20 protein-coding genes are annotated in these 19,519 nt (G+C 69.4%); 8 read left to right on the forward strand and 12 right to left on the reverse strand.

Going from position 1 to position 19,519, the window contains the following annotated elements; genetic code table 11:
- Positions 1–148: 148 nt before the first annotated feature.
- Together ACFXMF_RS30810 and ACFXMF_RS30815 are read right to left on the reverse strand one after the other, a co-directional pair.
- Positions 149–1,174 carry a hypothetical protein gene (locus tag ACFXMF_RS30810; RefSeq protein WP_379990385.1) on the reverse strand — a complete coding sequence of 342 codons (1,026 nt, stop codon included), beginning with the start codon at positions 1,172–1,174 and terminating at the stop codon, positions 149–151.
- A 383-nt stretch (positions 1,175–1,557) separates the two neighbouring features.
- Positions 1,558–2,787 carry a hypothetical protein gene (locus ACFXMF_RS30815; protein ID WP_379990386.1) on the reverse strand — a complete coding sequence of 410 codons (1,230 nt, stop codon included), beginning with the start codon at positions 2,785–2,787 and terminating at the stop codon, positions 1,558–1,560.
- A 609-nt stretch (positions 2,788–3,396) separates the two neighbouring features.
- Here ACFXMF_RS30815 and ACFXMF_RS30820 point away from each other — a divergent pair.
- The 5 genes from ACFXMF_RS30820 (at position 3,397) to ACFXMF_RS30840 (ending at position 7,243) form a co-directional block, all read left to right on the forward strand.
- Positions 3,397–3,990 (forward strand): DinB family protein, encoded by a 594-nt coding sequence (locus ACFXMF_RS30820; RefSeq protein ID WP_379990388.1) that lies wholly within the window; start codon positions 3,397–3,399, stop codon positions 3,988–3,990.
- Positions 3,991–4,472: 482 nt separating this feature from the next.
- On the forward strand, positions 4,473–5,393 hold the full coding sequence (gene htpX, locus ACFXMF_RS30825; RefSeq protein WP_379990389.1) for a zinc metalloprotease HtpX: 921 nt from the start codon (positions 4,473–4,475) through the stop codon (positions 5,391–5,393).
- Entirely contained in the window at positions 5,393–5,953 is a 561-nt protein-coding gene (locus ACFXMF_RS30830) for a hypothetical protein (protein ID WP_379990390.1), read from the forward strand. The genes htpX and ACFXMF_RS30830 overlap by 1 nt, the downstream gene beginning before the upstream one ends.
- 423 nt (positions 5,954–6,376) lie before the next feature.
- Entirely contained in the window at positions 6,377–6,586 is a 210-nt protein-coding gene (locus ACFXMF_RS30835; RefSeq protein WP_379990396.1) for a hypothetical protein, read from the forward strand.
- 501 nt (positions 6,587–7,087) lie between these two features.
- Positions 7,088–7,243: a hypothetical protein gene (locus ACFXMF_RS30840; RefSeq protein WP_379990391.1), complete on the forward strand. Its 156-nt coding sequence runs from the start codon at positions 7,088–7,090 to the stop codon at positions 7,241–7,243.
- Between the two features lie 329 nt (positions 7,244–7,572).
- Here ACFXMF_RS30840 and ACFXMF_RS30845 read toward each other — a convergent pair whose 3' ends face one another.
- The 10 genes from ACFXMF_RS30845 to ACFXMF_RS30890 all read right to left on the reverse strand — a co-directional run bounded on the left by ACFXMF_RS30845 (position 7,573) and on the right by ACFXMF_RS30890 (position 15,867).
- Positions 7,573–7,857 carry a hypothetical protein gene (locus ACFXMF_RS30845; protein ID WP_379990392.1) on the reverse strand — a complete coding sequence of 95 codons (285 nt, stop codon included), beginning with the start codon at positions 7,855–7,857 and terminating at the stop codon, positions 7,573–7,575.
- Between the two features lie 772 nt (positions 7,858–8,629).
- The gene (gene fabG, locus ACFXMF_RS30850; protein ID WP_379990393.1) at positions 8,630–9,418 is read right to left on the reverse strand and encodes a 3-oxoacyl-ACP reductase FabG; all 789 of its coding nucleotides are present in this window, start codon (positions 9,416–9,418) and stop codon (positions 8,630–8,632) included.
- A gap of 35 nt (positions 9,419–9,453) precedes the next feature.
- Positions 9,454–10,533, reverse strand: a complete 1,080-nt coding sequence (locus tag ACFXMF_RS30855) for a phosphotransferase enzyme family protein (protein WP_379990394.1) — start codon at positions 10,531–10,533, stop codon at positions 9,454–9,456.
- Between the two features lie 61 nt (positions 10,534–10,594).
- Positions 10,595–11,320 (reverse strand): microcompartment protein, encoded by a 726-nt coding sequence (locus tag ACFXMF_RS30860; protein ID WP_360322691.1) that lies wholly within the window; start codon positions 11,318–11,320, stop codon positions 10,595–10,597.
- A 5-nt stretch (positions 11,321–11,325) separates the two neighbouring features.
- Positions 11,326–11,613 (reverse strand): BMC domain-containing protein, encoded by a 288-nt coding sequence (locus ACFXMF_RS30865; protein ID WP_020555964.1) that lies wholly within the window; start codon positions 11,611–11,613, stop codon positions 11,326–11,328.
- Between the two features lie 20 nt (positions 11,614–11,633).
- Entirely contained in the window at positions 11,634–11,894 is a 261-nt protein-coding gene (locus ACFXMF_RS30870) for a EutN/CcmL family microcompartment protein (RefSeq protein ID WP_360322693.1), read from the reverse strand.
- On the reverse strand, positions 11,894–12,403 hold the full coding sequence (locus ACFXMF_RS30875; RefSeq protein ID WP_379992246.1) for a hypothetical protein: 510 nt from the start codon (positions 12,401–12,403) through the stop codon (positions 11,894–11,896). Before ACFXMF_RS30875 ends, ACFXMF_RS30870 begins: the two co-directional genes overlap by 1 nt.
- Positions 12,400–13,005 (reverse strand): BMC domain-containing protein, encoded by a 606-nt coding sequence (locus ACFXMF_RS30880; protein ID WP_360322697.1) that lies wholly within the window; start codon positions 13,003–13,005, stop codon positions 12,400–12,402. The genes ACFXMF_RS30875 and ACFXMF_RS30880 overlap by 4 nt, the downstream gene beginning before the upstream one ends.
- On the reverse strand, positions 12,998–14,581 hold the full coding sequence (locus ACFXMF_RS30885) for an aldehyde dehydrogenase family protein (protein ID WP_360322699.1): 1,584 nt from the start codon (positions 14,579–14,581) through the stop codon (positions 12,998–13,000). Before ACFXMF_RS30885 ends, ACFXMF_RS30880 begins: the two co-directional genes overlap by 8 nt.
- Positions 14,578–15,867 (reverse strand): aspartate aminotransferase family protein, encoded by a 1,290-nt coding sequence (locus tag ACFXMF_RS30890; protein WP_379992244.1) that lies wholly within the window; start codon positions 15,865–15,867, stop codon positions 14,578–14,580. Before ACFXMF_RS30890 ends, ACFXMF_RS30885 begins: the two co-directional genes overlap by 4 nt.
- A gap of 314 nt (positions 15,868–16,181) precedes the next feature.
- On the opposite strand from ACFXMF_RS30890, the gene ACFXMF_RS30895 reads away from it, so the two are divergent.
- The 3 genes from ACFXMF_RS30895 to ACFXMF_RS30905 all read left to right on the forward strand — a co-directional run bounded on the left by ACFXMF_RS30895 (position 16,182) and on the right by ACFXMF_RS30905 (position 19,413).
- The gene (locus tag ACFXMF_RS30895; protein WP_379992243.1) at positions 16,182–17,669 is read left to right on the forward strand and encodes an APC family permease; all 1,488 of its coding nucleotides are present in this window, start codon (positions 16,182–16,184) and stop codon (positions 17,667–17,669) included.
- 85 nt (positions 17,670–17,754) lie between these two features.
- Entirely contained in the window at positions 17,755–18,540 is a 786-nt protein-coding gene (locus tag ACFXMF_RS30900; protein WP_360322705.1) for a GntR family transcriptional regulator, read from the forward strand.
- A gap of 84 nt (positions 18,541–18,624) precedes the next feature.
- Positions 18,625–19,413, forward strand: a complete 789-nt coding sequence (locus tag ACFXMF_RS30905; protein ID WP_379992242.1) for an enoyl-CoA hydratase/isomerase family protein — start codon at positions 18,625–18,627, stop codon at positions 19,411–19,413.
- The last annotated feature ends 106 nt before the right edge of the window (positions 19,414–19,519 follow it).

Here is a 19,519-nt window from a genome sequence, read left to right on the forward strand (position 1 = left end):
CTGGACGGCATCCTCGCTCCACGCGGTTCCAAGTCGCGGATCTCACGATGGAGTTCGCCGATGCGGGGGCGTTGGGTGGTGATCCGACAGCACCCGTGCTCGCCGATGGGCGGAGTGCCGAACCGGGCACGGGGCCGTCGTCCCCGAGCTACTGGATGCTCCAGCGGTGCGGATGGTCGGGAGTGGTGGGGCAGGCGAAGACGTTGAGTTCGCCGAAGCGGCCGGCGGTCACCTCGGTGGGCATGGCGCACCGGTGGGCGGGCAGGCGGTCTTCCAGCGGCTTCCAGCTGCGGCTGCCGCCGTCCCACTCCAAGCTGTCGATGGTCAGCAGGAGACGCATCGGTGTTCCGCAGGTCCGGCAATCCATGGGGTATGGGTCGGTGGCGTGCCAGGAGGCGAAGCCGCCGACGCGCCAGCCGGGCGGGATGGACAGGTCGTACTGGTAGCCGGTCGGCCCGGCGGCGCTCTCGTCGGTCGATTGCTCGGCCTCCTCCTGGGCTGCGTCCCAGGCTTCGATCCGGGCGCACAGATCCTCGGGCAGGAAGTCGGGGTCGGCGAACGGGTAGGTGACCACCTGCTCCGGGTGCAGGACGCAGGGCTCGGGAACGAACCCTTCCGATTCGACGACCGGAGGCTGCGGCTGCAATGTCAGCACCTCGCCAACCTCTGACGACCGCCGCCGGCGCAGGTGCAGGGCCAGGTCGTACCGGTCCGGGCCGTGGGCCTTGAAGGGGCACCAGAAAACCTGGAGCAGATCGCAGCCGCCCGGCCCGGTCGGGAGGTCCGGGACATCCCGTCGATACAGCTGGGCCAGGCCGATCATCGGCAGCGGATCCGTTTCCGATGCCTCGGAGATCCGGTGCTCGCGGTGCAGCGCCTTCAGCAGTTCCCGTTCCTCCGGGTCGGGGGCCCGGTTGAGGGCCCACGCGGTGGCCAGTACCCGCCGGTAGCGGTGGATGTCGACCGGGCGCTGGCCGCGCCCGCGGCTGTGTGCCTCACTGCACACCGGCCACGGCTCGTTCGCCGGCCACAACATCGGACCACCCACCGAGCTAGCCGAAATCTGCGGGCTGCCCGGACGCGGGTGGAGCCGTGTGGTCGTGCCCCGATAGGCGGCAAGCTCCGGGAAGAGCGCCTCGACATCGATGGGGCGCGGGGGCGTGGTCCTCGTCATGGCAGGGAACGTTAGTCACTCGGCGACCTCGGCCACGAGCACCTCCATCAGCGGCTTCGCAGTGCCAGTCATGCGGTCGAAACCCGTGAGCGTTTCGACTCGCCCGCCATGCCCGTTGCCTCCCGAACCGGCGAACGTCCGCTGTCCGTTCTCGCAGACTGCCGGCCGACGTGAACTTGACAGCGGATTTCGCAGGACCAAGTGTCAGCGGTGTTCGGTATCTGTTTGCGATCGCCTTGTCGTCGTGGCCCCACCCGATCGGTGACTCACGGCGAACCGGTCGGACACGTGCTCCTCGAACGGCTCTGCGCCTGCACACCGAGGCCAGGAAGCCGATGTCGCGAGTCCGGGGACCCATTTCATGCCGGCGGCGGACGTCCGGGTCAGCGCCGTGGGGCGGTGATCCCGTCCGCCGCAATCAGCAGGTGGGGCAACGGCCCGGTGAAGTCCGGCAGCAGCGCCAGCGCCACCGCCCACGCCTCGGTGCGGTCGCCCAGGGCAGGCCGGGTCAGCGCGCGCAGGGCCGTACGGGTGTCGGCGTACCGTTCTGTGTCGCGCTGGTCCAGGGCCCGTAGGGCGTTCCTCGCCGGGGCGCCGTGGCGGAGGATGACGGCCGCGGACAGGGTGCCGCGGGTGTGAGCGCGCCTGACGCTCGCGTTGGAACGGTCGTCCCGGAAGACCGGCGAACCCACGATCCGCCCGGTGGCCGGGTCCGCGTCGACCCACTCGGTGACGGGGTGGCGCGACGAGCTCGCGGGCAGGTACGCCCGCAGTTCGAGTGGGCACCCCGGTTGCATGGCCAAGGCCATGCGCACGTACTCGGACCACGGCAGTCTCCGGTGCTCGCGCAGGACGAGGTCCCAGTCCAGTGGACCGCGCGGGGCCAGCAACATCGCCGCGGCGCCGGGGAGGTTCTTCTCGTCGCGCAGCCGTGCGACGACGGCCGGCATGCCCGTGAACTCGTCGAGCGCACGCGTCACCAGCGCGGCGTCGGTCGGTGCGGCGAGGGCCGCGGCCACCGTGTCCGACGGCGTGCCCGTCGCCTGCGGCAGTACGCGCGGCAGCGCGGCGGTGACCGCGGCGGGTCCTGCCGTACACAGCAGGCTCAGGCAGCCGCGCAGAAGTACGCCCGACAGCCACGGCCGTCTCGCCCCGTGCTCGGCGAGCCGGTCGAACGCCCTGGTGACCACGCGCGGGTCGTCGGACTCGACCAGCACGCAGACGCGTTCGAACAGTGCGTCGCGGCGGCGGATCTGCCGGTGGTCGAGTTCGTTGTACAGGAGTTCGCGGAGCGGCGTCGCGGCCACGACCCGCGTCAGCACCCGCAGCCGCGCCTCACGGGGGGAAGCCGGGTTTGCGAACACCCCTGCGGCGACCGCGGGCTCCGGGGCGCGGGCCAGATCCGACAGCGTCTCCGGTGTCGCCCCCGGATTGCCCGCGAGCCACGCCCGCTCGTCGACGTCGCCGTGCGCCACGAGGTACGCCCCGGCGGCCTCTCCCACGCGCGATGGCCTCGCGAACAGTTCCGCCCGCAGCCGCGGATCGATGCGGCGCAATACGGCACCGGTGATCGACGCGGGTGCCTGGTCGAGGAGCAGTGCGAGCGGGTTCACGACCCCAGCCAAGCAGGGCCGCCCGGACCGCCGACCCCCGCCACCCTTGGGCAACTTCGCGGGCGCGGTCGGCAAGCGGTGGTCGGCGCTGCGGTGTCCGGGTCCTCGGCGACGACCCCGGGGCGGTCGTGGCGGGGGAGGTCGAAGAGTTCCGACGCGTCGGGACAACCCATGGCACCCGCACTGACCCGGATCCACTGATATCAGCCGTGTCCAACGCACTGACACTTGCTGTCCAAAACCACTGACATCGTGATCAGGGCGCGTTCGGCGCGGGGACGTTCGTGGTCGTTGCGGCGCATCTCCACTTCGGCGCAATAGAAGGCGCCGACGCCGTGCCCGTGTTCGTGGTCCGGGTCGGGGCGCCATCCGCTCGCGCGTGGCAGCGGCGAAGCCGAAGACACCCGCGACCCGGACGCCGCGCCGGTACCCGAACCCGGGCCCTCGCCGAACACGAGAAGACGCAGACGTATCCCGAAGCCGTCGAGACCGCGCACGCCGACTTCGCCGTCCTCCACCAGCGCGACCGCAACCCCAAGTAGTCACTCGGCGCTATACGCCACCCGGCGGTAGCCATACGAGAACAGGGCCATGGCAGGCTCATGCCGCATGATCGATGAATTCGCGAGGGACAACCTGCACGGCAGACTGCGGCGGGACCGCAAGGCGCTGCTCTGGAAACTCGACGGCTTGTCCGAATACGACGCCCGCCGACCTTTGACGGCGACCGGAACCAACCTCCTCGGCCTGGTCAAACACGTGGCCACCGTCGAGGCCAGGTACTTCGGCGAGGTCTTCGACCGCCCTTCCCCGGAACCGCTGCCCCGGTGGCAGGACTCCGACGGCAGCGATCAGTGGGCCGCCGAGGACGAGACCCGCGATCAGATCATCGGGTTCTACCGGCGCACGTGGGAACACTCGGACGCGACGATCAACGAGCTCCCCCTCGACGCCCCCGGCCACGTGCCGTGGTGGCCGGAGACTTATGTCGACACGAACCTGTTCGCCATCATGGTCCACGTCCTCGGCGAGACCAACCGGCACGCCGGGCACGCCGACATCCTGCGCGAGGGCCTCGACGGCCGGACCGGGCTGCGCCCCGAACACGAGCAGCAGATCGACGAGGAAGCCCGGGCAGCCCACTGCGCGAAGATCGAGCAGGCCGCCAGGTCGGCCGCACCAATCAAGGCTTACTGCAGGTGACCACGTCCGGGCGAGGCGGTGTGCCAAGTCCCTCCCACAGTTGGCGTCGGCAAGTCGTCGCAGGCACCACGGCGATGTCTTCTCCTGCGGCCGATGGGCGTCCCACCAGGTCGCGGTGACGGCCTGCGCGCGGGGGAGGGCGTCGGCGATGCCCTCGCGGCGGCGCAACAGCGTCGGGTGGCGGGCCCGGCCGAGGACAACCTGCGGCAGCCCGGGCAGGCTCGGCCGCTCGACGCGAGCAGAGCCACATGCTCCTGCCCGGCGGTCGGGAGCCACATGGCGTGGCGGGCCCAGATCCCGAACGGGACGGCGACCTGCCCGATCCGCATCCGGGCGTGCCGCCCCTCACCCGCCGCCGGCGCGCCTCGCCCGCCGAGCCCGCCGGCGAGGGAGAATCAAAGTAGGACCCGATTCGTTACCTTATTCACCCATCCGGGCCATCCGCGAGGCCCGCCACCAGGTCCCCCACGAGGGAGGAATCGATGACCAGGACCAGCGCCGGCACCCGATTCGCCACCGATCGCGGCTTGGTGCGCCGCATGCTCGTCACCATGTTTCTGCTCGGCCTGCTCTATGTGGTCTTCGTGGGCGCGCTGGTGGTGATGCTCGGCCGGGCCTGGCCGCTCGCGGTCGTGTTGATCGGCGGTCTCTTCGTCGCACAGTTCTGGTTCAGCGACAAACTCGCGGCGTTCGCGATGGGCGCCCGCGAGGTCACCCCCGAGGAGCAGCCGGAACTGCACGGCGTGGTCGATCGGTTGTGCACCCTCGCCGACATGCCCAAGCCGCGCGTGGCGGTCGCAGACTCCGATGTGCCCAACGCCTTCGCTACCGGCCGCAACCGGAAGAACACGGTCGTGTGCGCCACCACCGGACTGCTCCGCCGCCTGGAGCCGGCCGAGCTGGAAGGCGTCCTGGCGCACGAGCTCTCGCACGTCGCCCACAAGGACGTCGCGGTGATGACGATCGCATCCTTCCTCGGTGTCCTGGCCGGGTTGCTCACCCGCGTCGGTGTGCAGTTCGGCCTCTTCGGCGGGATGCGCCGTGACCAGAACACCGCGGTCCTGATAGGGGTCGTGACCGCGGTGAGCGTGGTGGTGTACACGCTGAGCTTCGTTCTCATCCGGACCCTGTCGCGCTACCGCGAGCTGTGCGCCGACCGTTCGGCTGCACTGCTCACCGGCCGACCATCCACGCTCGCCTCCGCGCTGACCAAGATCAGCGGCACCATGGCCCGGATCCCGACCCGCGATCTGCGCCGGGCCGAGCCGTTCAACGCGTTCTTCTTCGCGCCGGCTATCGCCTCCAAGGACAGCCTGGCGAACCTGTTCGCGACCCACCCGACGCTCGAACGGCGCCTGGAGCAACTGGGCCGGATCAGCGCGGAACTCGGCGGTGCCGCCTGATGGGGCTGTTCGACTCGGTCTTCGGTCGAAGCAGGCCGGTCAAGCCCGATCTCGACCAATTGTTCGGCTTGCCCTCGGCGGCCATCACCCTGGAGATCGCCGCCGAGTTCCGGCCCACCGGCACCGGGTCGGTGTGCTTCGCCACCGTCGAGGGCGGTGCGTTCGACCAGGTGCTGCGCGACCTGAACGAGCTGGTCGACGGGCTTCGGAGCAGCCGGGACGAGTACGGGTACACGTGGCTGCTCGCCGAGCGCTCGCCCGAGGACGTGGGCTCCCTGGTGACCGATCTGCACGCGATCAACATCGCGCTCGAAGACGGCGGTTTCGGTCCGCAACTGCTGTGCTCACTGGCCGCGTTCGGGCATCCCGACGGCCGCCGGCTCGCCTTGGTCTACCTGTACAAGCGCGGCACCTTCTACCCCTTCGCACCGGTGCCGGGCGTACACGAGAAGCGCGACACCGCGCTGGAGCTCCAGGTCAACGCGGCGGTCACCGACGATCTGCGGCTCGAATCCGACCTGTCCCGGTGGTTTCCGGTCTGGGGTGCGCCGGGTCTGTGACCATACGCCGGGCAGGTCACGTCGCGGTCGCCGCGCCGACGAGCGGGCAGCGTGTTTTCCGGCCCTGAAACAAAAAGCCGCCGCCCCGGGCTCCCAAACCGTGACCGTGACCGTGACCGTGACCGTGACCGCGATCTCGTGCTCGTCCGGCCGACGGCCCTTCGTGTCGACATCCGGGTGCGACGCTTGGTCTGCCCGGTCCCGGGCTGTCGGCGGGAGACCTTCCGGGAGCAAGTCCCCGGACTGATGGAGCGTCTTCGGCTGGTATCCGTGTCGCCGACAGGGGATTGGGATGGCATGTATCGGCCCCTTCGGCCGGTCCGTTGCTCGACGTCGCGTTGCCGTCGCGGAAACCGTGCGGGTGAGCCGGGGGCGGACGTACAGTGGGCCCCTCGGCGGGCACCCCGACTTCACCGGGCCCTCATGGACGTCTCGGAGAACGGGATCCATGGGGCGGGGCCGACCCTGAGCGTGGACCGGATCTGGCGACACGTACACGACCGTCTGCGCGAGCAGGGCTGCCCGGCACCGCAGCAGTTCGGGCAGAACGCCGTCACCCGACGCCCCTGGGTCCACAATCGCGCCCACCTCGACGGGCCGCCCGCCGAGGTGCTCCTCCCTCGGGACCCGTGACAGAGCCGCGCGATACGGCTTCGCGCGGCCGTCGTCGGGGTGATCGCAGTCGTGCTGGGACTGGGGATTCTTCTCCTCTCGAACGCGGCGACCACGGGCTCGCGGCACGACGCGACGAACGAATCGGTCCGGTCGCCCTCCTCGACCTACACTTCGCCCGCCGCCGACCCGAACCCGACGCCGTCCGTCCCCACTTCACCCACCCCCGACCGGACCCCGCCACGGTCCGTCGTCTCTTCCACGCCCCCCCGCCCGGCACCCACCTCCTCGGCGCCGTCCGATCCGACTGCGCCGCCCACCGTTCGCGAGCGTTGGCACGGCACGCTCCTTCTCTACAGCAACGGAGCGCCCACGGGTTGGTGGCTCGACAGTGTTCCGCCGGCCAACGCGGTCATCGGCGACCTCGGCCTCGAATGCGACTGTCACCCCGGTCGGGTGGTCGCCCCCGCGATCGCCGCGTGGGACGGCGGCGCTCCGCCGAACCATCAGCAATGCTCCGCCATGAGCACCCGGTTGGCTCGCGGCGCGCTGACCGTTCGAGCGGGCTCCATGGCCTGTCTCAAGACCCTGGACGGTCGCCTCGGCTACATCAAGGTGATCGACATGCCCGGTCCTTCCGAAATGAACATCGAGGCGACCGTCTGGGATCTCCGATGATGTGGTCGATACCGATTCCCGCTCGAGCGCTACCGGTGCGAGCGTGGCGAGTTCGCCGATGGGAAATGCCCCTTCCCCATTGCCTTCGACCGATGACCCGCCATCGGCACCGACAGACCGCCACGAGCAAGCCGACCGGATCGCCCTTTGGCCGGATCGACTTCGACACATCCGGACGCGGACGCCACGTGTCGGTGAACCCGATCGCGTCGCGGAAGTCGGTGGGACGACGACCATCTTTGGCCGCCGTAGCGCGCGTGTCGGCGGGCAGCGGGTCACCAGACCGTTCTCCGGCGGCCCGGGCAACGCCCGCCGACCGACGGCGTTTGCTACTCCGGTTGGGTTACCGTCAGCGCCCATCGCAGTGCCTGTGCCGAGGCGTCGACCCCCACGGTGAAGGACCCCGACCGCACGATGCCCGGATCCATGGTCGCCGAGTTCATGCCGATGGCGCCGGCGGGGCAATCCACGGTGAACGCGGCCACCTCCGCGTCCCGGGAGTGCATCGTCACTGCCACGCTGCCGCCGCCCTCACAGGCGACGGTGAGTATGGTCGGCAGTTGTTCCCAGGCGCCCCCTGATACGACACCACCGTCCCCCGTGCTCTCCTCCACCCACACCAGACCATCCGGCCCGGGGTGGGGGAGTAAGCCTCCGATCGCTGTTGCGGGTGTGGCTCCCATGCCCGACAGCGCCAAAGCCGCCAGTATCGCCGCGGGTACGGTCTTCCTCACACGTGACATCTTTGCTCCTCGGCAGGTGTCATGGAGCGAACAGTCTTGCGCACGGCGAGCACCGCGCACGAGTCACCCGCCACCCCTCGGCCGGCGACTCGTCGAGCGGCACGACCCGTACGGCAACTTCGAGGAGTGCGCCGGTGCAACGAAGACGTAGCCGAACGGGACCGGACTCGCGGGGCTCGGCCTTTTCGGCGCCCCGGTGGTGATCGGCCGGTCGGTGCAGATCACCGCGTCGGCCGGACCCGGGGACACCCGAGTTGTCGCACCACGACACCGCTGTCACAGACCCGGTAACAAGGTCACGAGAAGGAACGACAACCACCCCACCCGCCTCGCCCGACACCCCGACAACACCACGCGACGATGCGCAGCCTGGTGTCGAGTTCCACCCCGGCCGCTCGACCTCCTCGCCGAACGCGACTCCGACGGCCACTCGGACGGCGTTCCTGTTGTGCTGCCGGCCCACCGCCGAGCCGACCCGCCCGGCTCCGACACCCGCTCCCACCACCCACACCACGACCATCGCCGGGTGGGCGGAGGCCGGTGGCGCGGTCGGGCGGCATGGAGCCGGGCGGGCGTGCACGGGTGGCGGCCCGGTGCCGGGCGGGCCGTTGGTTGTGTTCGTCAGGCGTTTGTCAGACGTTCGTCAGGCGCCGGTGGTGGTGATCGCGTCCAGCGACTCGGCGAGCACTTGGCCGCCGTCGACGATCAGCCCCTGGCCGGTGATGAACCCGGCGTGTTCGGAGGCCAGGAACAACGCCGCGTGGCCGATCTCCTCGCTCGTCGCGAGCCTGCCCATCGGAATGGACCGGGCCATGTCGCGGACGTAGCCGGGACCGAGTTCCGTCACGCCCTCGGTGAGGACGTTGCCGGGGAGCAACGCGTTGATCGTGATGCCCTGGGGGGCCAACTCCAGGGCTGCGGCCCGCACAAAGCCCATTTGTCCGGCTTTGCTGGCCGCGTAGTGGCTCCAGCCGGGGTAGCCGGTGACGGGTCCGGTGATGGACGAGGTGACCACGACGCGACCGTACGAGCTGCTCCGCAAGGCGGGTAGGAAGGCCGTCACGGTGAGCATGGTGCCACGCAGGTTGACGTCGAAGACTTCGTCGATGCGCTCGGCGGTGAGGTCGGTCAGCCGAGCGTTGGGGAAGATGCCCGCATTGCAGCAGACGACGTCGACACCACCCAGCGCCTCGACCGCGTCGTCGGCGAGCCGCGAGATCGCCGCCGGGTCGCCGACGTCCGCCGCGATGCCGATGACTTTCCCACCGGTGGCGGTGAGTTCCGTCGCGGTCGCGTGGACGTCGGCGGCGTTGCGGCCGGTGATGACCACGTGGGCTCCGGATCGGGCGAAGACGGCGGCGATTCCTTTGCCGATGCCCTTCGAGCCGCCGGTGACGACGACACGGCGGCCGTCCACGGATGGGAGTTTCATGAATGCTCCTGGGGTGTTTGGGGTGGTGGACTCGATCATTCCGCGGTGCCGAGGTCGATGGTTGTCGGCCGGCGGGCGCGCCACCATCGGTTTTGTGTACCGAGGTATCGGTCCGCGAGTTCGGCGCTCGCGCGTGTGAACCCCGCGCCCTTGGCCCGAGCGAGGTCGGTATCGGGGTGTGAGCCCAGCCAGGCGACGACCATCAGGCGTCGAAGCATGATGAAGGTGGGGATCTCGTTCTCGTCTTCGGTGGTGAGCGCGCGGACCCGCCGGTAGCCGGTGAGCCAGCTGTCGATGAGGTCGGGGACCTGCGGGGTGTCTTCGAGGAAGGTGAGGGCGGCGGCCAAGTCGTAGAGGAACCAGCCGGAACCGCAGTCGTCGAAATCGATCACGGCGGTCCGGTCGCCGTGCACGAGAAGGTTGGCCAGCCGGAGGTCGGCGTGGATCAACCCGAATCGGCTCGCGCGGGTTCCGTATCGCCGCAACCGTTGTTGGATGATCGCTTCCGTGTCCGCGAGCACCCGGCGGACCTCGCCGGTGGCGCCGGGCCCGTCCCACCACCGTCCCCAGTGCGCGCGCGTGCCGAGCGTCGTGGCGAGGTCCCAGCGCATCCGCGTGAACCCGGCGGGAGGCGTCCACGTTTCGGCGTGCCGGTGCAGGTGCGCGGTGATTTCTCCCAGCCGTTCGAACTGCGGAGCGGGCACGTTCTCGTCCGGAGCGTCACCGGGGATGAGGTGAAAGAGGACGGCATGGCGCCGCTGCCCCCCGGCGGTGAGCGGCTCGACGCCGACAACGAGACGGCCGTCCAGAGTAGGAATCGGCTCCGGGGTGGCGATCTCGGTGTCGTTGCGGAGTGCCTCGACCCAGGCCAGTTCGGACCGGATCTCGGCGGCCGAGTGGTAGTCGGGGCGGTGCACACGCAGGATGCGTGGGGCCGAGCCCGGCCCGGCGTGCACGCGATAGGTCGCGTTCTCCGAGAGGTTCAGCAGTTCGAGCGGGGTGTCGCGGTCGATGCCGTAGGCGGGCAGGACACGGCGTGCCAGGGAGTCGTACGGTTCAGCGGAGACGGCACCGGGTGTGTCGTCGCGGTCGAACCCGGGTCTTTCGGGGGACATGCCTTCTCCTGGGGCGCGGGCAGTCGGAGGGTCGGTGGAGTCGGGGGACTGGGTCGTCGGTTCAGTGGTCACGTCCTTCGATGGCCGAAAGTGCCACGTCGATCGCGTGGCGTGCAGTGGTGACCCCTTCCAGGGTGCCGCTGATGTAGACGCGTCCGGCGGCGCCGATCATCTGCACGTCGACCAGGGTGTTCTTCGGCGCCGCGCGTTCCGCCTCGTTCGCCGCCAGGGCCGCGTACAGGGCGGGGGTCATCTCCATCACCAGCAGCGTCTGCCCCGGCAGGATCATGGATGCCTGTCGGGTGCGGTTCAAGATGACCGCGTGCTGGTCGGTGACGTTCTCGATCACGTCGGTGTACAACACGCGGGGCTTGAGCTGGTCGGACGGGGCGCGGCCGATCCCGGCCTGGATGGCGGCGCCGGCGCGCTCCAGGTCATCGGTGTTCTTGGTGTGCAGTTCAAGGATGCCGAACTGGCGTTCCACGAAGAGCAGCCCGGGCTCCGCGGCGGGCACCGCCTTGAGTGCCAGGTCGATGACACGCTCGATGGCCAGCCCCGGGGCCACTTCGATGATCAGGGCGTGGTCGCCTTCCAGAGGCGGATAGCCGCGCGCTCGAGTGGGGGTCCCCAAGTACGCGGCGAACTGCCGCTGAAGGCTGCGCAGGGTCAGGTGTACGCGGAGTTCGGTCGGCGGCGCGGCGGACTGGGCCGGTGTGCGGTCCTGTGCCGCCGCGCGGGGGCGCCGCCGTGGGGCGCCCGCCGTCGGCTCGTCGGAGGTGGTTGTCATGGCGCTCAGCCGTTGGTGGTTCCGCCACCGTTGAAGTGTCGGTTCACTTCGGGGTGGGGGCGGGGGATGACGTGGACGGAGACGAGTTCGCCGACCTGGGCGGCGGTGTCCGCACCGGCGTCGGCGGCGGCCTTGACGGCGCCGACGTCGCCGTTGATGACGACTGCGACCAGGCCGTCGCCGACCTCCTCGCGGCTGATGATGGTCACGTTCGCGGCCTTGACCATGGCGTCTGCGGCGGCGAACGCCGCGACGTAGCCGCGGGTTTCGATCATTCCGATGGCGTCGGACATGAGGGTCCCAACTTTCGTGTTCAGGAGTTGCGGTGGGTGGTGGAAGTCTCGTCGACGGATCCGATGATCAAGGCGTCGATCGGGGCGTTGTCGGGGAACCGGCGGGCGGCGCTCATGCCTTGGGCCACGAGTACGCGTTCCCCGACGCCGGTTCCCAGGACGTCGAACGCGATGATCAGCTCCGGCGGTGCGTCGAATTCCACGGTCAGGAACGCGCCCGACGGGACGCCGGCGACGCGTCGGGTCGACCAGACGGATCCGGTGACGGTGCCGATGCGCATCAGGCCTCCTCCCGGTCGATCCGAACGCCGAGCCTGCGGGCCGTGTCCCGCCCCAAGGGGGTGATGACGGCGCGGGGGCCGGCGACGATGTGTTGTCCGGCGGCAGCCGCCGCGGTGACCACGGCCTCGCCGACGGCGCCACGCTCGATCCGATGGACGCCCTGTGTCTGTGCAGGCTCGCCATTGTCGGTACGGGCAGGGTCACCGTTGTCGAGCCGGAACCGGATCCTGCGGTCGTCGAGGGCTGCGCGTCCCCCGGGTGTTGCGGCGAGATCGAGCAGCAGTCGTACGAAACTCGCGAGGTCCGCGTCGTCCCGAAGTACCACGGGGCGGTTGTCCGGCTCGACGGTGGTCGGTGCGGCGGTGGGAGAAGGCGGTGAACTCTCGTGATTCGGTGCGGCGGTCAATTCGGCGACCGCTTCGCGGACCGCCTCGGCGACGAGGCCGCGCAGTTGGTCCCATGAGGTCCCGACGGTCGACAAGCCGATGGCCGGCGGCGTGCTGTTCATGGCCTGGCCCGCACGGCTTCGCGCGCGGCCTCCGCGGCCATGCGGACGTCGGATTCGGTGCCGCTGAGGTAGACGCGCCCGGTGGCGCCCATCATGCGGTAGTCCACGACCTTGATGTCGGCGGCCTTCTCGGCTTGGTTCGTGGCGAGGATCGCGTATGCCGCCGGGGTGACTTCGAGGGTGAAGAGTGACTCGCCCGGCAGGACCATCGAGCCGGACTTGTTCCGGTTGATCAGGAAGGCGTGCCGTGGATCGATACTCGTGATGGTCTTGTCGGCCAGGATGGTCGGGGTGGGCACGGCGGACGGATCCGCGCCCAGTGCCTGCAGGATGGCGTCGGCGGCCGAGCGCACGGCGTCCGTGGATCGTGAGTGGATTTCGAGGTAGCCGAACTGCCGCTCGACGACCAGGATGCCGGCCTGAACATCGGCGTATTTCAGTGCGACGTCGGTCAGCGGCTCGATGTCCAGGCCGGGGGCGACTTCGATGATCTGCGCCGACATGTTGGTGCGGGGCAGGCTGCCTCGCACGAACGTGCCGAGATAGCACATGGTCTGTGGCTGGAGTTGATCGATGAAGATGAACGAGCGCAGTTCAGCCATGGTGGGCTCCCAGCACGCTTTGCAGCTCGGTGCGGACGAGCCGGCGGATTTCTTCGCGCAGCAGGTCGAGTTCCTGACGGCCCACCCGGCTGTCGGGAATCTGGGCCGCACCACCCGGCCGGGCGGTGTCGCGTGTGGCCGTGCGTGCCGCGGGCGACGTGGGCCGGGCGGTCCACGGCTGGAGGCCGGTGAAGTCGTCGAACGCGACGTCGGCGTCACGGTTGTACGCGACACGTGTGTACTGCACGAGGTGGCGGGGTTCGAGGTTCTCGCCGAGCGAGCTGCGGCCCACGAACCCGGTGCCGATGGTCATCGTCGGTGCGAGGTTGGTCTCGAATCCCGAGCTGCCCAGGCTGGCGCCGACGTTGACGCTGATGCGCATGGCTTCCACGTTCGCTCCGAACGCCATGATGGCGGCGCGATCGCTGCTGTGGATGGCGGCGGAGTGTCCGCGTCCGCCCCGGCGCAGCAGCAGCCGAGCCAGCCGGATGCCGTGGGCCGCGTCGGATACCGGGTGGAATCCCAGGACGGGGCACAGCTTTTCCTGTGTGAGGGGTTCTTCGAAGGGGCGCTCGAACGGCGCGACGAGCACACGCTTGCCCGGGCGGATGCGGAATCCGGCCTGCTCGGCGATCCAGGCGGCGTCCCGGCCGATGGCGGCGGTGCGGAGGCGGCCCTCGGGGTAGAGCCAGGCCCTCAGGCGGTCGCGCTCGACCGGGTCGCACACATGCGCGCCGGCCTTGTCGAGTGCGCGCAACAGGTCCGCCGCTATGGAGTCTTCGGCCAGCAGCACCGATTCGTTGGTGCACAGCAGGGAGTTGTCGAACGCCTTGCTGGCGACGATGCGTTGGGCAGCCGCGACGAGGTCCGCCGTGGCGTCGACGAGCACGGGCACATTGCCGGGCCCGACGCCGAGGGCGGGGTTCCCCGAGCCGTAGGCGGCACGCACCATGGGCGTTCCCCCGGTCGCCAGCACGATGCTGCAGCCGGGATCGGTGATGAGGGCGTCCACCAGGGGGATCGTCGGTTCGTCGACGACCTGGACGACGTCGGCGGGTGCTCCCGCCGCCACGGCCGCCGCATGGAGCGTGCGGGCGGCGTCCGCGCTGGCAGCCTTGGCCGCGGGGTGCGGGCTGATGACGATGGCGTTCCGTGTCATCAGGGCGAGCATGACCTTGAAGTAGACGGTCGACACCGGGTTGGTCGACGGTGTCAGCGCGACGACGACGCCGGCGGGGCGGGGGACTTCAAGGATCTTGGCGTCCGCGTCGTGGCGGGCGCTGACGTGGTCTTCGTCTCCGTAGCGCGCCAGGAGACCCAGCGAGCACGCCTCGTTCTTGGTGATCTTGTCCGCGACCACGCCGAACCCGGTTTCCCGCACCGCCCACTCGGCGTAGCGGGCAGCGTTGTCGTGCCCGGCCTGCGCGGCGGCTCGAACGATGCGGTCGACCCGGGCGCGGTCGAATGAGGCGAATTCGTCGGCCGCCCACCGCGCGCGCTCCAGCAGGGTTCGAGCCTGTGCGGCCGGATCCGGGCCCCAAGCCGTCGCGCGGGCCTGGGCCGGCTGGGCGCTCACGCGGCCTGCCCGGAGGCGACGCGTGCGGCGTTGCGGGCTTGGCCGACTGCCGTATGGAGGCGTTCGAGCAGGTCGTCGACGAGTTCAGGAGACATGAGCAACCCCGGCTTGAACTGGAGGACACGGGTGTCGAGTGTGGAGAAGATGGCCCAGACGCCGTTCTCGTACAGCGCTCGCATGACGAGTTGGGCGCCTACGGGGTGGTCGAATTCCAGGCCGATCACCAAGCCGTTCTGTCGGATGCCGACGAAGAAGTCCGGATGATCGGACCGGATGTCGGCCAGGCCGCGGTCCAGACGGGCCGCGATCGAGGCGACGGTCGCCTTGGTCTGGGGGCGCCCGCAGATCTCCAGGACCTTGATGGCGACGATGCAGCCGAGTTCGGCCCCGCCGAAGGTCGAGATGTGGCCGAAGCCGTCCTCGTCCAGCCAGCCCGCGACCTTGTCGGCGACGATGACCGCGCCCAGGGGGTAGAGGCCTCCCGCGGTGCCCTTGCTCGTGACCAGGATGTCCGGCGAGACTCCGGCCTTGTAGATGCCCCACATCTCGCCCGTGCGCATCAGCCCGGTCTGCACCTCGTCGGCGATGTAGACGGTCCCGTACCGTTCGCACAGGTCCTTGACCCCGGCGAGGTATCCCGGCTCGGGCATCACGAAGCCGTAGGTGGCCGGCACCGTCTCCACCAGGACCGCGGCGACGTCGCCGCCCCGCAGCGCCGACTCCATCGCGGACAGGTCGTTGAAGTCGACCTGGGGAAATTGGGACGGCTCGTCGACCAGGAACAATCGTGAGAACCGCGGGTTGCCGGCGTTGACGGCGAGTCCGGTGTGGCCGTGGAACGCGTTTTGGATGGACACGATCTTGCGGCGCTTGGTGGCGTGCCGGGCGGTCTTGAGCGCGATGTCGATCGCCTCGCCTCCGCCGGCGGCGAAGATGACCTTGCCCATGTTGCCGTCGCAGGTGGCGAGCAGGCGTTCCGCCAGCGCGGTGCGGGCGACCGACGCGAAGTGGTGGTTCCCCACGTCGTAATGGGTCATCGCCTCGTTCATGGCCGCGACCAGTTCGGGGTGTCGGTGACCGAGGCTGTAGGTGCCGCCGTTGAGGTGGGCGTCGATCAGTTTTCGGCCGTCGGCGTCCCAGAGGTGGTACCCGTCCCGGCGGTCGATGACGAGGTCGACGCCCTGGTCCAGCCAGAACTGCGTCTTGCCGGGGTTCCATGCGGCGCGGGAGCGATCGAAGAAGTCGTCTCTCGACGCGTAGGAGACGAAGCCGTAGTCGCGCATCATCACTCCTTCCTCGATCGGCGGACCGCGTCCAGGCCGTCGTTTTGGTTCATACCGTATGTGTACCGATTGGCTTAACGGTTGTCAACGCTACCAACAACTCAACCGTATGCCGCGAAAGTCTTGCCCGACCTTGCGCACCGGTGGCACCATCGCCGATACCCCCCTGATGAATCTTCGCAAAACGCAGTATTTGCCAGAGGGACTCCGTCGCAGGCGACCAAAATGCCGACCGTATCCTCTGAAAGGTCGATGCAATGACAGATATTGGTTCGAGAACGACGCCTCCCACGCCCGAGCATGACCCGCAAGAACACATGCAGCGGCTGCGGCCCAACGCGGTCGGTCTCGTGGCCGTGGTGTTCATGGCCGTCGCCACCGCGGCACCCATCAGCGCGATGGTCGGCAACGTGCCGGTGGCCGTGGGTTTCGGCAACGGCACCGGCGCTCCCGCCGGCTACCTCGTGGCCACCATCGTGCTCACCGTCTTCGCCGTGGGCTACGTGGCCATGGCGCGGCACATCACCGCGGCAGGCGCGTTCTACGGCTTCGTCTCGCACGGGCTCGGCCAAGTCGCGGGCATGTGCGCGGGACTGCTCGCCACGGTCGCCTACATCGTGTTCGAGGCGTCGCTGACCGGCCTGTTCGCCTATTTCGCGAAGCAGACCGTGGCCGACCTCTTCGGCGTTTCCCTGCCCTGGCTCTTCTACGCGTTGCTCATGCTTGCGCTCAACGCCGTGCTGTCGCACTTCGACATCAACCTGACCAGCAGGGTCCTCGGCCTCGCCCTGGTCTCGGAGGTACTCATCCTCACCGCGCTCGCCGTGGCGATACTCGTGGACGGAGGCGGCCCGGACGGCTTCGTACCGCAGGCGATCAACCCCCTGAACGCCTTCGACGCCGCCTCGGGAGTCGCCGGCGCAAGCGTCGGCCTCGGCCTGTTCATGGCCTTCTGGTCGTGGGTCGGCTTCGAGTCGACCGCGATGTACGGCGAGGAGTCCCGCGACCCCAAGCGCATCGTCCCCATCGCCACCATGGTGGTGGTCGTCGGCGTCGGGATCTTCTACGTCTTCGTCTCCTGGATGGTCGTGGCCGCCAACGGTCTCGACGAGTCGGTGCGCATAGCCGGCGGCGGCTCCCCGGCCGAACTGCTCTTCGGACCGACGCGCGTCCTGCTCGGCGACTGGGCGGTGACCCTCTTCCAAATCCTGCTCGTCACCGGCTCGTTCGCCTGCGGCATGGCGTTCCACAACTGCGCGGCCAGATACCTGTACGCCATCGGTCGGGAAGACATCGTGCCCGGCACTCGGCGCACCCTCGGCGCCACACACGCGAAACACGGCTCGCCCCACGTCGCCAGCTACGTCCAGTGCGGGATCGCCGCGACGCTGGTCCTGGGCTTCGCGCTGGCCGGCAAGGACCCCTACCTCGACCTCTTCGTCGTCCTGTCCGTCCTGGGAACGATGGCCATCCTCATCGTCCAGATCCTCAGCTCCGCAGCCGTCATCGGCTACTTCCACGTGCGGCGGATGCACCCCGAGACCGCCCACCCGCTCCGCACGTTCGCGGCGCCACTGCTGGGCGGCATCGCGATGATCTACGTGGTGATCCTGCTCTTCCAAAACCTTGACACGGCGGGCGGCGCCGCGTCACAGACCACGATCTTTCGGATGATCCCCTACCTCGTGCTCGGTGTCGCCGTGCTCGGCGTCGTCCTCGCGCTCTACACGAAGGTCCGGGCACCCGAACGGTTCGCGCTGATCGGCCGCGTGGTGCTTGAGGAATCCTCGGAGCGAGAGGCCTGACACTCGCATCCGGTTCCGTCGGCGACCGCACGGCCGTTGGGGGTACCGAAGGCAACCGAATCCGGAAATGGTGTAAACCATAGTTGTGTCCATCGAACATGACGAAGCTTCAGCCCCGACGCCCGGCACCGCCGAGGACGTACGCCGCCGCATCCTCGAGCAGCTCCGCAACGGCCTGCTCCGACCCGGAGACAAGCTCGGCGGAGAACGCGACCTCGCCCAGCAGTACGGCGTCAGCCGATCCACCCTGCGGCACGCACTCGACGCCCTGCAGCAAAGCGGCGTCGTGCGCCGTGTGCCCGGCCGCGGCGGCGGCACATTCGTCAGCCACGGCAAAGCCGAACGCAACCTCTCCGCAGCCGTCGGCGTGCCGGCCTACCTGCGCCGACAGGGCTTCGAAGCCGGCACCAACGTCCTGTCCACCGCGATGCGCGGGGCGGACAAGGACACCGCCCGCCGGCTCCGCCTGTCGTCCGGCGACCTTGTGTTCGACCTGGTACGCCTTCGTCTCGCCGACGGCCGGCCGATCAGCCTCGAGCACGCACAACTCGTCGCCGATTACTTCCCCGGCCTCCTCGAACGCCCCCTCGGCGGATCCGTGTACGAGCTCATCGCCGAGCACTATGGCGTCACACCCGCCGACGTCACCGAGGAGATCGAGGTCGTCGCCGCCACCGCGGACGAAGCCCGGGTGCTGGAGGTCGAGCCGGGCGCGCCACTGATCTCCGTCGTCCGGGTGGCGGCGGACCGCCACGGTGGCAGCTTCGAGTTGTCCCACGATCTGTTCCGCGCGGACCGGACCCGCATGACCATCCACACCCAGTTGCGCGACGCCCAGGACGAAGGCGGGCTGCGCATCCAAGCGACCTGACCATCCATCACGCGTGGCAGCGCCGCGCCCTTCGAAATGAACGAGTTGGCTCGCCAAGCGCCATCGCGACCCAGGAGTACGGCCATGACCGAGTTCGTCCGATACGAGTGCGTGGACGCCATAGCCACGGTGACCATTGATCGACCAGCCGCCCTCAACGCCTTGGACAACGCGACGAAGGTGGCATTGCGCAATGCCCTGGCCCGGGCTGCCGGCGATGCGGACGTGCGGGCGGTCGTGCTCACCGGCGCCGGACGCGCCTTCAGTGTGGGGCAGGACCTCCGGCAGCACCGTGAACAGCTCAACCGCAGCGCCCAGGCGGCCTTCGCCACCGTCGCCGAGCACTACAACCCCCTGGTCATGGCCCTGACCACCATGCGCAAGCCGGTGATCGCGGCCGTCAACGGTGTGGCCGCAGGCGCCGGCGCGGCACTCGCGTTCGCCTGCGACTTCCGCATCCTCGCCGAGACCACGACGTTGAACCTGGCGTTCGCGGGCATCGGGCTCGCCGCCGACTCGGGAGCGTCATGGACCCTGCCCAGGCTTGTGGGGCACGCTCGGGCGATCGAGTTGTTGATGCTGTCCGAGACGATTTCGGCGTCGCAGGCGTTGGAGCTGGGACTTGCCAACCGGATCGTGCCGGCCGAAGACGTCGCAACGGCGGCAAACGACCTCGCCCGACGCTTGGCGGCGGGGCCGACCATGGCGTTCGCCGCGATCAAGGAGGCGCTGGCGTGCTCGGCCACGCTACCGATTGCGAGTGCGCTCGCCAAGGAGAGCGCCCTTCAGCTCCGTGTCGGCAAGTCCGCGGACCACCGAGAAGCGGTGGACGCATTCCTGAACAAGACGCAGCCGCGGTTCACAGGGCGTTGACGGACGTGTCCCGGGTCCTCGCCGCGACAGCGCCGAGGACCCCGGCCCGGGCTCATATACACAAAAACGAGCCCCCCAAACAACCAAAAAAAGGGGATTGCCGGTG

The organism is Embleya sp. NPDC059213, assembly GCF_042754445.1.
Classification (GTDB): Bacteria; Actinomycetota; Actinomycetes; order Streptomycetales; family Streptomycetaceae; genus Embleya.

Bases quoted from the DNA above. Each gene is read 5' to 3' on its own strand.
- ACFXMF_RS30810 (WP_379990385.1), bottom strand. From the start codon at position 1,174: ATGACGAGGACCACGCCCCCGCGCCCCATCGATGTCGAGGCGCTCTTC.
- ACFXMF_RS30820 (WP_379990388.1), top strand. From the start codon at position 3,397: ATGATCGATGAATTCGCGAGGGACAACCTGCACGGCAGACTGCGGCGG.
- htpX (WP_379990389.1), top strand. From the start codon at position 4,473: ATGACCAGGACCAGCGCCGGCACCCGATTCGCCACCGATCGCGGCTTG.
- ACFXMF_RS30830 (WP_379990390.1), top strand. From the start codon at position 5,393: ATGGGGCTGTTCGACTCGGTCTTCGGTCGAAGCAGGCCGGTCAAGCCC.
- ACFXMF_RS30835 (WP_379990396.1), top strand. From the start codon at position 6,377: ATGGACGTCTCGGAGAACGGGATCCATGGGGCGGGGCCGACCCTGAGC.
- ACFXMF_RS30840 (WP_379990391.1), top strand. From the start codon at position 7,088: ATGAGCACCCGGTTGGCTCGCGGCGCGCTGACCGTTCGAGCGGGCTCC.
- fabG (WP_379990393.1), bottom strand. From the start codon at position 9,418: ATGAAACTCCCATCCGTGGACGGCCGCCGTGTCGTCGTCACCGGCGGC.
- ACFXMF_RS30855 (WP_379990394.1), bottom strand. From the start codon at position 10,533: ATGTCCCCCGAAAGACCCGGGTTCGACCGCGACGACACACCCGGTGCC.
- ACFXMF_RS30860 (WP_360322691.1), bottom strand. From the start codon at position 11,320: ATGACAACCACCTCCGACGAGCCGACGGCGGGCGCCCCACGGCGGCGC.
- ACFXMF_RS30865 (WP_020555964.1), bottom strand. From the start codon at position 11,613: ATGTCCGACGCCATCGGAATGATCGAAACCCGCGGCTACGTCGCGGCG.
- ACFXMF_RS30870 (WP_360322693.1), bottom strand. From the start codon at position 11,894: ATGCGCATCGGCACCGTCACCGGATCCGTCTGGTCGACCCGACGCGTC.
- ACFXMF_RS30875 (WP_379992246.1), bottom strand. From the start codon at position 12,403: ATGAACAGCACGCCGCCGGCCATCGGCTTGTCGACCGTCGGGACCTCA.
- ACFXMF_RS30880 (WP_360322697.1), bottom strand. From the start codon at position 13,005: ATGGCTGAACTGCGCTCGTTCATCTTCATCGATCAACTCCAGCCACAG.
- ACFXMF_RS30890 (WP_379992244.1), bottom strand. From the start codon at position 15,867: ATGATGCGCGACTACGGCTTCGTCTCCTACGCGTCGAGAGACGACTTC.
- ACFXMF_RS30895 (WP_379992243.1), top strand. From the start codon at position 16,182: ATGCAGCGGCTGCGGCCCAACGCGGTCGGTCTCGTGGCCGTGGTGTTC.
- ACFXMF_RS30905 (WP_379992242.1), top strand. From the start codon at position 18,625: ATGACCGAGTTCGTCCGATACGAGTGCGTGGACGCCATAGCCACGGTG.